Genomic DNA, 13,796 nt, shown 5'->3' with positions numbered 1-13,796 from the left:
CTGTTAGATGGATGATTCACATTTTTACTGCTTCTCAATTTTATATCCAACACCCCAGACAACCTTCAGATAGCGCGGCTCCCTCGGGTTAATTTCGATCTTTTCGCGGATATGGCGGATATGAACCGCAACTGTATTGTCCGCGCCGATCGCCTCCTCATTCCAGATCGCCTCGTAGATCTGGTCGATGGAGAAGACTTTTCCGGCGTTTTTAACGAGCAGAAGCAGGATGTTGTACTCGATCGGTGTCAGCTTGATGAGTTCGCCGTCCACGGTTACTTCCTTATTTTCATCGTTGATCTGCAAGCCGCCGCATTTGAATACGTGGTTGCCCATCTGATTGTTCATATTTCCCAGCTGCGTGTAGCGGCGGAGCTGCGATTTCACGCGGGCGACCAGTTCCAGTGGGTTAAACGGCTTCGTGATATAATCATCTGCCCCGATATTTAAGCCCAGAATCTTGTCCGCATCCTCAGACTTCGCGGAAAGAATAATGATCGGGATGCTGCTGGTTTCACGCACCTTCAGCGTCGTCCGGATGCCATCTAACCCTGGCATCATAACGTCCAGAATCATCAAATTCACGGTGTGCGTTTTCAAAAGCTCCAGCGCCTCTGCGCCGTCATACGCCTTGATAACCTCAAATCCCTCACCGGTTAAGTATATGTCAATCGCTTCTACGATCTGTTTATCATCGTCACATACAAGAATACTCTGCATAGCAACTCCTCCTTTTAATAGGGTAATATATAGATAATATAGTATACAAATTTCTGTATAGATACAATAAAGATACCTATGTCTTATAATTATACAACGAAAAAGAAAACCGCGGTATCCTAATTTTTATGTATTTCAAGTGATGCGTATTTCAGGAGAAGAGCCGCCCTCAATCTGTAGGAAACATCACTCGCGCCGGCACTTAGCGAGGTTTTTTCAAGCTTAGTGTCCGCTGCAGCGAGTGCAAGAGCGAGAGCGTTTTCCGGAAGATTGGGGGCGGCTCTTCTCTGTCCGGGTTGCGTCTTCTCACCAGAATCCTGCCGTTCATTTACAAGTTACCCTTGACAAACCCCACATTCTCCGCTACACTCTAAATTAATTTGAATATCAAACCATTTGAAATTAAAACTATCTTTTATAGAAGAAGCGGAGTTAAACGAGAAAATGACAGCTAGAATCATTGGAATTGGCGCGTATGCGCCGGAGCAGGTTGTGACGAATCAGGATTTGACGAAATTTCTTGATACAAATGATGCCTGGATCCGGGAACGGACGGGTATTGGAGCCAGACATGTCTCGACGAGCGAGGGAACCTCGGCGTTGGCGACAGAGGCGGCGAAGCGCGCGATCGCGGACGCGGGCATTTCTCCGGAGGAGATTGAGATCGTGATCGTGGCGACGTCTTCCCCGGATCGGGCGTTCCCGAGTGCGGCGGCGGATGTACAGGGAGCCATCGGGGCGAAACATGCGGTGGCGTTTGACATCACGGCGGCATGTTCCGGATTTATTTACGCCTTACATATTGTGCAGGGATTTATTCAGGCGGGCATCTATAAGACGGCGCTGATCATCGGTGCGGAGACACTGAGCAAGGTGTTAGACTGGACGGACCGCAGTTCCTGCATCCTGTTTGGCGATGGCGCGGGCGCGGCGGTTGTCCGAGCGGACGAGACGGGTGTGGTGAAGACGCTGGTCGGCAGCGACGGAACGAAGAACGACGTTCTGTACTGCCAGGCGAGAAGTCTTGAAAACTGCCTGACGGGCGGCAAGCCGGAGCTTGGTTTTATGCAGATGGACGGTCAGGAAGTCTTCAAGTTTGCGGTGAAGAAGGTACCGGAGATTGTGAATGCGATTCTGGAGGAGACCGGAACGGACCGCGAGGCGGTACAGCATTATCTGCTGCATCAGGCGAATATCCGGATTCTGGAAGCGGCATCGCGCCGTCTGAAGGTTCCGATGGACAAGATTCCGGTCAATATCGAGCGCTACGGCAATACGTCGGCGGCTTCGATTCCGATTCTCCTGGATGAAATGCACCGGGACGGACGCTTAAAACGTGGCGATACGCTGGTGATGGCAGGTTTTGGCGCGGGTCTTACCTGGGGCGCGGCATTGATGACCTGGTAGGTGCCTGGAGAAGCAAAAAATATATAGCAAAACTAATGTACATTATCCCATTTTTTGATAAAATATAAGAACAGTGATTGCATTTTTGCGGTCACAAAAAGAAAATTCATTTAAAAAGGAGATTGAAACGATGTTAGAGAAAATGAAAGAAATTATTGCAGAGCAGCTGAGCGTAGACGCAGATTCCATTACCGAGGCTTCCTCTTTCAAGGATGATCTGGGTGCTGATTCTCTGGATCTGTTTGAGCTGGTTATGGCTCTGGAGGACGAGTACTCCGTAGAGATCCCGGCTGAGGATCTGCAGAACCTGGCAACGGTAGGCGATGTTATGAACTACTTAAAAGAAAAAGGTGTAGAGGCATAATGAAAACAAAGATCACAGAAATGTTGGGGATTGAATACCCGATTATTCAGGGCGGCATGGCATGGGTGGCAGAACATCATCTGGCAGCAGCCGTTTCTGAAGCTGGCGGTCTGGGCTTAATTGGCGGCGCCAATGCACCAGGTGAGGTTGTCCGCGAGGAGATCCGCAAGGCGAGAGAGCTGACAAAGAAGCCGTTTGGTGTCAATGTCATGCTGATGAGCCCGTATGCGGATGACGTGGCAAAGGTAGTTGTGGAAGAAGGCATCAAGGTCGTAACGACCGGCGCCGGTATTCCAGGCAAATACATGGGCATGTGGAAGGAAGCCGGCATTAAGGTAATTCCGGTTGTCGCTTCGGTTGCACAGGCACGTCTGATGGAGAAGAGCGGCGCAGATGCAGTCGTTGCAGAAGGCATGGAGTCCGGCGGACACATTGGCGAGGCGACGACGATGACGCTCGTTCCGCAGGTGGTTGATGCGGTTTCGATTCCGGTGATTGCAGCCGGAGGTATCGCAGATGGACGCGGCATTGCGGCGGCATTTATGCTGGGCGCAGAGGCGGTCCAGATGGGAACCCGCTTCGTCGTATCGAAGGAATCTATCGTAAGCCAGGCTTACAAGGACAGAGTCATCAAGGCGAAGGACATTGATTCGACCGTAACCGGTATGAGTCACGGACATCCGATCCGCTGTCTTAGAAATAAGATGACGAGAGAGTATCTGAAGCTGGAAAAAGAGGGACGCCCGTTCGAGGAACTGGAGTATTTAACACTTGGAACGCTTCGGAAGGCAGTCATGGAAGGTGACGTGGACAACGGAACCGTGATGGCTGGACAGATTGCAGGTATGGTGAAGAAAGAGCAGACCTGTAAGGAAATGATTGAAGAAATGATGGCCCAGGCGGAGGCGCTTTTGGGCAGAAAGTAGAGAGTGAGTGTAACGCTATGAGCAAAATTGCATTTATTTTTCCGGGTCAGGGCGCACAGACCACTGGCATGGGACAGGATTTTTATCAGGAAACGGAAACGGGACGCGAGATGTTTGAGAAAGCAAGCGAGATCCTTGGGTTTTCAATGACCGATCTTTGCTTTGATCCGGCGCAGACGGACCGTCTGAATATCACGGAGTATACGCAGCCGGCGATGGTAACCGCCAGCCTTGCGATGATGCGTGTATTCATGGAACGTACCGGAATCCGCCCGGATGTGGCTGCGGGCCTGAGCCTGGGAGAATATCCTGCAATGGCGGCTGCAGGCGTTATGTCTGACGAAGATGCCATCCGTACCGTGCGGCAGAGAGGTATCCTGATGCAGGGCGAAGTCCCGGTTGGTCAGGGCGCCATGTCTGCCGTACTGGCGATGGATGCAGAGAAGATCGAAGAGGTGATCGCGCCGATCGAGGGCGTGCAGATTGCCAACTATAACTGCCCGGGACAGATTGTTATCTCTGGTAAGACAGAGGCGGTTGCCGAGGCAGGAGAGAAATTGAAGGAAGCGGGCGCAAAACGCGTTCTTCCGTTAAAGGTAAGCGGACCGTTCCATTCCAAGATGTTAGTGGGAGCTGGCGAGAAGCTTGGAAAGGTACTCGATACCGTTGAGATTCATACACCGGAGATTCCGTATATTGCGAATGTGACGGCAGATTATGTGACCGATGCAGCCGATGTAAAGCCGCTTCTGATGAAGCAGGTTTCTTCCTCCGTCCGCTGGGAGCAGACGATCCGGAAGATGTTAGCAGATGGTGTGGACACATTTATTGAGATCGGACCGGGTAAGACCCTGACTGGTTTCATGCGTAAAATCGACAAAAACGCGAAGGCGTTCAATATAGAGAAACTGGAAGATATCGACAAAGTAAAGGAGGCGCTTGGATGTTAAATGGAAAAGTAGCAGTTGTGACAGGTGCCAGCCGCGGAATTGGCCGTCAGATCGCTATTTCGATGGCGAAAGAGGGCGCTGTGGTGATCGTCAATTATAATGGCTCTGCGGCAAAAGCAGAGGATGTCGTAAAGGAAATTACCGAGGCGGGCGGACAGGCGGAAGCCGTTCAGTGCAACGTTTCGGATTACAGCGCGGCGGAGGTGTTCTTAAAGGACATTATCAGCCGCTATAAGAGAATTGATATTTTAGTCAACAACGCGGGCATTACCCGTGACAATCTTCTGATGAAGATGAGTGAGGAAGAGTTTGACGCCGTCATCGATACGAACTTAAAGGGCGCATTTAACTGCATTAAGCACGTATCCCGCCAGATGTTAAAGCAGAAGGGCGGACGCATCATCAATATTTCCTCTGTTTCCGGCGTGATGGGAAATGCGGGACAGGCAAATTACTGTGCGTCCAAGGCGGGCGTGATCGGACTGACCAAATCCGTGGCAAGGGAGATTGGAAGCCGTGGTATCACGGTCAACGCGATTGCACCGGGATTTATTGATACGGAAATGACCGCCGTTCTTCCGGACGATGTGAAGAAGGCGATGGGCGAGCAGATTCCGTTAAAACGTTTCGGTACGACCGAGGATGTAGCGCAGGCAGCCGTATTTCTGGCTTCTGACCGCGCAGCTTACATCACAGGACAGGTTCTGTGCGTGGACGGCGGAATGGCGATGTAGGGAAAAGGTGCTTTACAGATAGGCACTTTTGGAACCGAAAGTGGCGTACGATAACGTAGTGGCAGCAGATTTTGCCGATTTGGAATGCGAAGCATCGGCAAAATCGTGTCGCAGTTTGCACAACGTGTGAACTGTGACGATAGAAAGGCAGGTTTTTAGATGGGAAATAAGACACGTGTAGTAGTAACCGGTCTGGGAGCGATCACTCCGATTGGAAATGACGTAGCAAGCTTCTGGCAGGGATTAAAGGATAAAAAAGTCGGTATCGCGCCGATCACATATTTTGATACAACCGATTATAAGGCAAAGCTGGCAGGCGAGGTGAAGGATTTTGATCCGAAGAAATACATGGATCCGAAGGCAGCGAGACGTATGGAGCCGTTTTCCCAGTATGCGGTAGCGGCAGCCGGTGAGGCGATTGCACAGGCGGGTCTGGATATGGAAAAAGAGGATCCGTTCCGCGTGGGAACCAGCATCGGTTCCGGTATCGGAAGCTTACAGGCGATGGAACGTGAGCACAAAAAAATGCTGGAAAAAGGACCGAACCGTGTGAACCCGCTGCTCGTTCCGATGATGATCAGCAACATGGCAGTCGGTAATGTGGCAATGCATTATGGTTTAAAGGGCAAATCCATCAACGTGGTAACTGCCTGTGCGACCGGTACGAACTCTATCGGTGAGGCGTTCCGCTCGATCCAGTACGGCGAGGCAGACGTGATGGTAGCCGGTGGTACCGAGTCTGCGATCACACCGCTCGGTATGGCAGGTTTCGCGGCTCTGACGGCTCTTTCTACCAATGATGACCCGGAGACGGCATCCCGTCCGTTTGATAAGGACCGCGATGGTTTTGTCATGGGCGAGGGCGCTGGTATCGTAGTTCTGGAGTCCTTAGAGCACGCGCAGAAGCGCGGCGCAAAGATTCTGGCAGAGGTAGTCGGCTACGGCGGAAGCAACGATGCATTCCACATCACTTCCCCGGCAGAGGATGGAAGCGGCGCAGCGTATGCGATGGAGATGGCGCTCAAGGATGCAGGTATCGCACCGGAGAAGATTGATTACATCAATGCACATGGAACCAGTACACACCATAACGATCTCTTCGAGACGATGGCAGTGAAAAAAGCGCTGGGCGACCACGCTTACAAGGTAAAAATTAACTCCACTAAGTCGATGATTGGACATCTTTTAGGTGCAGCGGGCGGTGTTGAGTTTATCGCCTGCGTGAAATCCATTGAGGATGGATTTGTACACGCAACCGCAGGTTTAAAAGAGGCAGGCGAGGGCTGCGATCTGGATTACACGATGGGCGAGGGTGTTCCGATGGATATCCACTATGCCCTGACCAACTCCCTGGGATTTGGTGGTGTCAATGCCAGCCTGGTAATCAAGAAATTTGAGGACTAAATATAATTTGAGGACGTTTTTGTGTGGATGATTGAATGATTGGAAGCAGCGCACTGGAGCTGGCGGAAGAGACTTGCAGCATACAAAAAGGATGTCTGGGAAAGCGAAAGAGGTAACTGAAATTATGATGGGAATTAAAGAGATCCAGGAGATCATCCCGCACCGTCATCCGTTTCTTTTGATCGACTGTATCGAGGAAGTGACACCGGGCGAGGGCGCGGTTGGATATAAAAATGTAACATACAACGAGCCGTGGTTTGCAGGTCATTTTCCGCAGGAGCCGGTCATGCCGGGCGTCCTGATCGTGGAGGCGCTGGCGCAGGTCGGCGCGGTTGCGATTTTAAGTGAAGAAGGAAATAAGGGCAGGACGGCATATTTCGGGGCAATCAACAACGCAAAATTCAAGAAAAAGGTAGTTCCGGGCGACAAGTTAAAGCTGGAGTGCCATATCATCAAGAGAAAAGGACCGGTCGGCATCGGAAGTGCGACGGCAACCGTCGATGGCAAGCTGGCTGTTTCCGCAGAGCTGACGTTTATGATTGGCTAATAAGTGAGGTTGAATAAGAGATGTTTAAAAATCTGTTTAAGAAATCGTATACTTCGATCAATACAAACGACCACGGTTCTGCCGGCGTAAGCCGTGCGGAGAGTGCGAAAGCAGATAAAAGGGCGGCAGAGGCAGCACAGGAAAAACCGGAGAAGATTCCGAGCCGTCCGACGGCGATGACGCCGGAAAGTCTGCGTTCTTTATGGCGTAAGTGTAATAAATGTGAGAAACCGATTCTGGTGCAGGATGTCAAGGACAACCTGTATGTGTGCCCGCGCTGCGGCGGATATTTCCGGATGCATGCGTACCGCCGGATTGAGATGCTGATCGATGAAGGTACCTTTGAAGAGTGGGATAAGGAGATGTCTGTGGTCAATCCGCTTGCATTTCCGGGCTATGAGGGCAAGGTTGAGGCAGCCAGAGAGAAAACCGAGTTAAATGAGGCGGTTGTCACTGGTAAGGGAAAGATTCACGGTTATGAGACTGTGATCGCGGTCTGCGACTCCCGTTTCCTGATGAGCAGCATGGGTCACAACATGGGAGAGAAGATTGCCCGTGCGGTAGAGCGTGCGACCGAGGAACGGCTTCCGGTTATCATCTACGCGGCCTCCGGCGGCGCGAGAATGCAGGAGGGCATGATCTCCCTGATGCAGATGGCGAAAACTTCCGCAGCCTTAAAACGTCATTCCGAGGCGGGACTTCTCTACATAAGCTTTATGACGGATCCGACCACCGGCGGCGTAACGGCAAGCTTTGCGTCCCTGGGCGATATCATCCTGGCAGAGCCGGGAGCGCTGATTGGATTTGCGGGTCCGCGTGTCATCGAGCAGACGATCGGCCAGAAGCTCCCGGAGGGCTTCCAGAGAGCCGAGTTCCAGCTGACACACGGTTTTGTGGATCAGATCGTGGAAAGAAAAGATCAGAAGCGTGTTCTGGGACAGATTTTGAAGCTTCACAGCCAGGAGCATGGCTGGGAGAAATGGAACGACGAGGCGGAGAACCACACAGAAGCGGCATCTGCATCCAGGGCAGAAAAAGCAGCTTCTGTGGAGGAAGGCAAGTTAAAGAGCCGGAAAGCACCGTTCTCCGGTATCATGCGCCAGAAGACCTTAAATAAGATCGCAGGTCGAGAGAGAGACGCCTGGGAGGCAGTACGCCAGTCCCGTAGCGCCGGACGTCTGAACGCCAGCGATTATATCCGGATCCTGTTTGACGATTTTACCGAGTTCCACGGCGACCGGTATTATGGCGATGATATGGCGGTCATCGGCGGTGTGGCATCTTTCTATGGAATGCCGGTCACGGTCATTGGACAGGAGAGAGGTAAATCCCCGAAAGACAGCATGAAGCACAACTTCGGCATGCCGTCTCCGGAAGGATACAGAAAGGCGCTCCGTCTGATGAAACAGGCGGCGAAATTTAACCGTCCGATCATCTGTTTTGTCGATACGCCAGGTGCATTCCCGGGTATGGAGGCAGAGGAGAGAGGCCAGGGCGAGGCGATTGCCCGCAACCTCTTTGAGATGTCGGATATGAAGGTGCCGATTCTGGCGATTATCACCGGTCAGGGCGGCAGCGGCGGCGCACTGGCGCTGGCGGTTTCCAACGAGGTATGGATGATGGAGAATGCGACCTACTCGATCCTTTCTCCGGAGGGCTTTGCTTCGATTCTGTGGAAAGATGCCAAGAGAGCCAGCGAGGCGGCGAAGGTCATGAAGATGACGGCAGAGGATCTGTATGAGCTTGGCATGATCGAGCGCATTATCTGCGAGGATGAGCCGGCAACCGATGACAACATCGAGGAGATCGGACGCATCATCGACCGCCATATGCGCGAGTTCTTCCAGTCCTGCGCGGAAAAGACACCGGATGAGATCGCGGAGCAGCGGTATGAACGTTTTAGAAAAATCTAAAAAATAGATATTGAAAGGGGGTTGCCGCGCGGCGGTCCCCTTTGTGAATATAGGAGATCGTATGAGTACAATTTTATCACAGTTAAAACCGCTGAAAATTGGTGATCTGACGGCGAAGCTTCCGATCATCCAGGGCGGTATGGGGGTTGGCATCAGCCTGTCCTCGCTGGCAGGAGCCGTGGCGGGGGCTGGCGGCATCGGCATTATTTCCACTGCCCAGATCGGTTTCCGGGAGCCGGATTTTGCCGAACATCCGCAGGAGGCGAACCTGCGCGCGATCGGTTCAGAGTTGCAGAAGGCGCGCGCGATCGCGAAGGGCGGCATCGTGGGCTTTAATATCATGGTGGCAACGAAAAACTATGCGGAGTACGTTAAAACGGCGGTCAAGGCGGGCGCTGACCTGATCATATCGGGCGCAGGACTTCCTGTTTCCCTGCCGGAGTATGTGAAAGGGACGGCGACGAAGATTGCGCCGATCGTTTCCTCCGTTAAGGCGGCGACGGTCATCTGTCGGATGTGGGACCGCAAGTACCAGACCGCACCGGATCTGGTGGTCGTTGAGGGACCTCTGGCGGGCGGACATCTGGGATTTGACCGTGAGAAGCTGACCGAGCTGGAGGTAGACACGCCGCACGCAGCCGAGACATTCCATCAGGCGGAATATGACGAGGAAGTGCGGGGAATTATCGCGCTGGTTAAAAAATACGCGCAGAAATATGGCAAATCGATTCCGGTTGTGACGGCTGGCGGCATCTACGACCATGCGGATGTGATGCACCAGATGGAGCTTGGCGCGGACGGCGTGCAGGTGGCAACCCGTTTTGTGACAACCGAGGAATGCGATGCACCGATGGCATATAAGCAGGCATATCTGGATGCGAAGGAAGAGGACATCGTGATTGTCAAAAGTCCGGTCGGCATGCCGGGACGTGCGATCAAGAATGCGTTCTTAAAAGAACTGGAAAAAGGAAGACAGGCAGTGACACACTGTTACCAGTGTCTGGAACACTGTGATCCGGCGAAGATCCCATACTGCATCACGCAGGCACTCGTCAATGCCGCCCGCGGTGATGAAGATCATGCGTTGATTTTCTGCGGCGGAAACGCGTGGAGAGCAGAGAAAATCGAGACGGTTGAGGGCGTGATGCGGGCGCTGTGCGAAGGGTAGGATAGATCTTGGCACCATAGATTTTGGCAGAGTTCAGGGATAAGCCAAGATGAAACTTGCAAATAGTTTGATATAAGATGCAAAAATATAAAAAGAGGGTTTGCAAAATGCAGCCCTCTTTTTATATTTATCTTAAAAATCATCCCCTAAAACGATTCAAACAAGCATAAATTTCCTGCACGCGCGGCATTGCCAGTCCCATGACCGCATATGAAGCATCGCTGAACACAGAGAGCCCGTCTGCTTCATAGGCTTTTAAGAGTGTGGCAACCGTTTCCTGTACGGTGCAGCGCTCCAGAAGCCCTTTTTCCAGGCAGTAGCGCACCATCTGGGCGAGTGCGGCGGTCTGCTCGCTGTCGGCAAGCTGTTCGACGAAGCGCAGATCGACCGGCTCTTTGGCAACCTGGAAAGAGTGTTTGTCGTGGACACGGACTTTGATACGCGTGTTCCGGTCGGAATTTCGGTCAGCTTCGCGGCGTCCTCCGCGACCGCGTTCAAAGCGTCCTGCATCGGAGGCGCTGCCGCCGCGATTGCCAAACCGTCCAGAACGACCGCTGTTTTCGCCCTCTTCCTGAGATTCACCGCCTGCTTCTGCGCGGCTGTCGCCAAAATTCAGTGCCATCGCGCCCACAGCCCGTCCTGTTCCGTCAGCCGCCAGCTTCCGCCCAGCCGTCGGGAGCTTGAACCCAGGAGCCTGGATGGCGGGTTTGGAAACTTCCTGTTCGCAGGCATTTTTTACCATCTCCGTGATATCAAACGGGCGGTATGCATCCATCTGGATGATAGTGTCTGCGATGAAGAAGTAGGCACCGGAGCTTCCAGCTACGAGGACGGTGGAGATGCCTGCCTGCTTGTAGAGATCGCGGGCGCGTTCGATGAACGGGGTGATCGGCTCTTTATCGCGGCTGACGATGCGCTGCATCAGGTCGTCCCGCAGCATGAAGTTGGTAGCGGAGGTGTCCTCATCGATCAGGAAAGCGCGGGTTCCCGCTTCAATGCTTTCGATCACGGCTGCCGCCTGGGAGGTACTGCCGCTGGCATCGGCGGTGGAAAAGCAGGTGGTGTCTTTTTTGTTCGGCAGATCCCGGATAAAGAGGGAAATATCAACGTGGTTGATGCTGCGTCCATCCTCGGCGCGCAGCTTGACTGCGGTTTCATCGGTGATGACATATTCACGTCCATCCCCTGGAATATGGTTGTAGACGCCGGATTCCAGCGCTTTTAGCAGTGTGGATTTGCCGTGGTAGCCGCCGCCCACGATCAGGGTGATGCCGCGGTGGATTGCCATGCCGGAGATCGGACCGTGTCCCGGAAGATTCAGAGTGATTCTTAAGGAATCCGGGGAATGGAACGCCACACTGCCCTTCATCGGACGGTCGGAGACGCCGGTTTCACGCGGCAGGATTGAGCCGTCTGCAACGAAGGAGACGAGATCTAAGCGTTTCAGCTCATTGCGGATAAATTGCTGGTCGTCTGCCAGCGTGATGCGGTTTTTGATTTCGGCGTTGTTCTGGCGGCGGTAGAAAAAGACGTTTTCGACACAGCCTGGAAGAAAATCAAAGAAAATCCGGATCAGTTCACCTGAGTTGATGGTGCGCCCGAATGCCGGGAAACCAACCTCAAAACGGGCTGTAATCTCATTTCTCCCGATCTCGCAGGCGGTCCGGGAGAGAACCTCCTGACCGGGACGGCTGGTGGCGATCAGACCGCTTTTTCCAGAACCTTTTGCCTTGAAAGAAAGACGTCCGATCTCACGGGAAAAACAGCGGAGCAGGTAATCTTCGAGCGCCGTTTTTTTCCACGGCGTATCAAAGAGCTCTGCCGGGAATCCGGCTTTCGTATGGCGGATCTGGACACTGACCTTGGAAGGGGAAGCAAATGGGTCACCCTGTACATGGTCGATGGATAAAATATACGTATTAAAATCATAAGCGCCGCGCACATCCTTGTAAGCCGGGTAGCTTTTGTGATCGATGGAGGTGAGGAGACGCTTTAAATCTGCGGATTGTTTCATTCTGAATACCTCGTTTTCATAATATTAAATCATATTTCAATGTCTTCACGGTTTTTGGCAGGAGAATCCATATAAAATGACCTTTTTCAAAGAATGTCTGTCATGTGAAGGAGATGATAGTTCTTATTTTAAAGATCCAAATTCTGAAATGCAAGCGGAATGGACGAAAAGAAATGATATAATTGTATTTATTTATGGTGTATGTTTAGCGTCTTTTTATACTTGTCTGAGTATAAAATGTTCTGAGCGCACCATATGACAGCAGGGAGGTAGATGCATGTTAAATGCACTCTGGGCGTTTATGATGCTTACGGGGCTTGGCTGGGCGACGGTGCATGGGACGCTGGGGGCGGTGACGGAGGGAATGCTTGCAGCGGCGGGGGATGCAGTTTCGCTGGGAATCACGATGCTGGGGGTGATGGCGTTCTGGACGGGAATTTTGGAGATCGGACGGCGGGCGGGGCTGATTGAGCAGTTGTCGGCGGGGATGCGGCCGGTGCTTCATTTCCTCTTTCCACGCATTCCAGCGGGTCATCCGGCGCTTTCTTCGATGGCCGCCAATATGATTGCCAATATGCTGGGGCTTGGCTGGGCGGCGACCCCGGCGGGGCTTACGGCGATGAAGGAGCTGGAAGAACTGGAGGAGGAACGGAGAGCGGCGGGGGATCCGGCGGCGGTCACACAGGGAACGGCGAGCGATGAAATGTGTACGTTTCTGGTCGTAAATATTTCATCGCTGCAGCTCATTCCTATCAATATGATTGCCTACCGGAGCCAGTACGGATCGGCGCACCCGCTGGCCGTGGCCGGTCCGGCGTTCCTGGCGACCTGTGTCAGCACGCTGGCAGGAGTGGCGGTGTGCCGCGTGATGTGCAGGAGAAAGCAATATAAATCAATAAAAAAGGGTAGCTGGAAATAGAAAACGTAATTTGGCGTCATGTAGGGGAAAAATTTCACACAAAAAACAAATTTATCCCCTATAATGCCCTTGTTAAAATAAGGGGCTCTGGAAACAGATCCATTATCATAGAACGCGGATTCAAACCATACATATAAAACAAGTATAGACACGGGAGCCGTCGAATGCGCTGCATTAATTACCTCTCTGAATACCTGGTTCCGGTTGTTTTGTTTTATATCGTTGGGTTTGCGGTGCTTCAGAAACGCCCGGTTTTTGATGATTTTATCGAAGGGGCGCTTGCGGGGCTTAAAACGGTGGCTGGAATCCTGCCGACGCTGGTGGGACTGATGGCGGCGGTCGGCGTGCTTCGGACCTCCGGTTTTCTCGATTTCCTCTCCGGGGTGCTGGCGGGACCGGCGGCATTTCTGCATATACCGGCACAGGTGGTTCCACTGCTTCTGGTGCGTCTGGTGTCCAGTTCGGCGGCGACGGGGCTGCTCTTAGATATTTTTAAAACGTATGGACCCGATTCGCGGCTCGGCATGATGGTGTCGGTTCTTGAGAGCTGCACGGAGACGGTTTTTTATACGATGAGTGTCTACTATCTGACCGTGCGGATCTCAAAGACGCGATGGACGCTTGCGGGGGCGCTGATTGCAACGTTCGCGGGGCTTGTGGCGAGTATCTTATGTAGTGCCATGGTAACTGTTCACGGGTAGGAATTTTCTGAACTGAAAATTCCATACGA

Annotated in this window: 13 protein-coding genes; 11 read left to right on the top strand and 2 right to left on the bottom strand. The window is 52.6% G+C overall.

All coding sequences use genetic code 11. From position 1 onward, the window contains the following. Positions 1 to 24 precede the first annotated feature (24 nt). Positions 25 to 720 (bottom strand): response regulator transcription factor, encoded by a 696-nt coding sequence (locus DWZ76_RS01820; protein WP_022360531.1) that lies wholly within the window; start codon positions 718 to 720, stop codon positions 25 to 27. A gap of 444 nt (positions 721 to 1,164) precedes the next feature. Between DWZ76_RS01820 and DWZ76_RS01815 the strand changes: the two genes are divergently transcribed. From DWZ76_RS01815 to DWZ76_RS01775, 9 genes are all read left to right on the top strand, one after another. Next, positions 1,165 to 2,127 carry a beta-ketoacyl-ACP synthase III gene (locus tag DWZ76_RS01815; protein WP_107000854.1) on the top strand — a complete coding sequence of 321 codons (963 nt, stop codon included), beginning with the start codon at positions 1,165 to 1,167 and terminating at the stop codon, positions 2,125 to 2,127. 130 nt (positions 2,128 to 2,257) lie between these two features. Continuing rightward, positions 2,258 to 2,491 (top strand): acyl carrier protein, encoded by a 234-nt coding sequence (gene acpP / locus DWZ76_RS01810; protein WP_022360533.1) that lies wholly within the window; start codon positions 2,258 to 2,260, stop codon positions 2,489 to 2,491. Continuing rightward, entirely contained in the window at positions 2,491 to 3,417 is a 927-nt protein-coding gene (fabK, locus tag DWZ76_RS01805; protein ID WP_022360534.1) for an enoyl-[acyl-carrier-protein] reductase FabK, read from the top strand. Before acpP ends, fabK begins: the two co-directional genes overlap by 1 nt. Positions 3,418 to 3,434: 17 nt before the next feature. After that, a complete protein-coding gene (gene fabD, locus DWZ76_RS01800) occupies positions 3,435 to 4,367 on the top strand; it encodes an ACP S-malonyltransferase (RefSeq protein ID WP_022360535.1) in 933 nt (310 codons plus the stop codon). Then, on the top strand, positions 4,361 to 5,101 hold the full coding sequence (fabG, locus tag DWZ76_RS01795; protein ID WP_118471598.1) for a 3-oxoacyl-[acyl-carrier-protein] reductase: 741 nt from the start codon (positions 4,361 to 4,363) through the stop codon (positions 5,099 to 5,101). The genes fabD and fabG overlap by 7 nt, the downstream gene beginning before the upstream one ends. A 159-nt stretch (positions 5,102 to 5,260) precedes the next feature. Further along, positions 5,261 to 6,505 carry a beta-ketoacyl-ACP synthase II gene (gene fabF / locus DWZ76_RS01790; protein ID WP_107000851.1) on the top strand — a complete coding sequence of 415 codons (1,245 nt, stop codon included), beginning with the start codon at positions 5,261 to 5,263 and terminating at the stop codon, positions 6,503 to 6,505. 124 nt (positions 6,506 to 6,629) lie between these two features. After that, positions 6,630 to 7,052: a 3-hydroxyacyl-ACP dehydratase FabZ gene (fabZ, locus tag DWZ76_RS01785; protein WP_022359380.1), complete on the top strand. Its 423-nt coding sequence runs from the start codon at positions 6,630 to 6,632 to the stop codon at positions 7,050 to 7,052. A 20-nt stretch (positions 7,053 to 7,072) separates the two neighbouring features. Further along, the gene (gene accD, locus DWZ76_RS01780) at positions 7,073 to 8,965 is read left to right on the top strand and encodes an acetyl-CoA carboxylase, carboxyltransferase subunit beta (RefSeq protein ID WP_118468872.1); all 1,893 of its coding nucleotides are present in this window, start codon (positions 7,073 to 7,075) and stop codon (positions 8,963 to 8,965) included. A 61-nt stretch (positions 8,966 to 9,026) separates the two neighbouring features. Beyond that, positions 9,027 to 10,133, top strand: coding sequence for a nitronate monooxygenase family protein (locus DWZ76_RS01775; RefSeq protein WP_107000849.1), 1,107 nt, complete (start codon positions 9,027 to 9,029; stop codon positions 10,131 to 10,133). Positions 10,134 to 10,272: 139 nt separating this feature from the next. Here the strand turns inward: DWZ76_RS01775 and DWZ76_RS01770 are convergent, their stop codons facing one another. Next, a complete protein-coding gene (locus DWZ76_RS01770; protein ID WP_118471596.1) occupies positions 10,273 to 12,147 on the bottom strand; it encodes an ABC-ATPase domain-containing protein in 1,875 nt (624 codons plus the stop codon). A 277-nt stretch (positions 12,148 to 12,424) separates the two neighbouring features. Here DWZ76_RS01770 and DWZ76_RS01765 point away from each other — a divergent pair, with 277 nt between their 5' ends. Both DWZ76_RS01765 and DWZ76_RS01760 read left to right on the top strand, forming a co-directional pair. After that, positions 12,425 to 13,066 carry a nucleoside recognition domain-containing protein gene (locus DWZ76_RS01765; protein ID WP_118471594.1) on the top strand — a complete coding sequence of 214 codons (642 nt, stop codon included), beginning with the start codon at positions 12,425 to 12,427 and terminating at the stop codon, positions 13,064 to 13,066. 164 nt (positions 13,067 to 13,230) lie between these two features. Next, a complete protein-coding gene (locus DWZ76_RS01760; protein ID WP_022359373.1) occupies positions 13,231 to 13,767 on the top strand; it encodes a hypothetical protein in 537 nt (178 codons plus the stop codon). Positions 13,768 to 13,796: the final 29 nt, after the last annotated feature.

It is taken from the genome of Clostridium sp. AF35-15 (genome assembly GCF_003477745.1).
Taxonomy (GTDB): domain Bacteria; phylum Bacillota; class Clostridia; order Lachnospirales; family Lachnospiraceae; genus Otoolea; species Otoolea fessa.
This window is presented reverse-complemented; position numbering and strand designations above follow the sequence as displayed.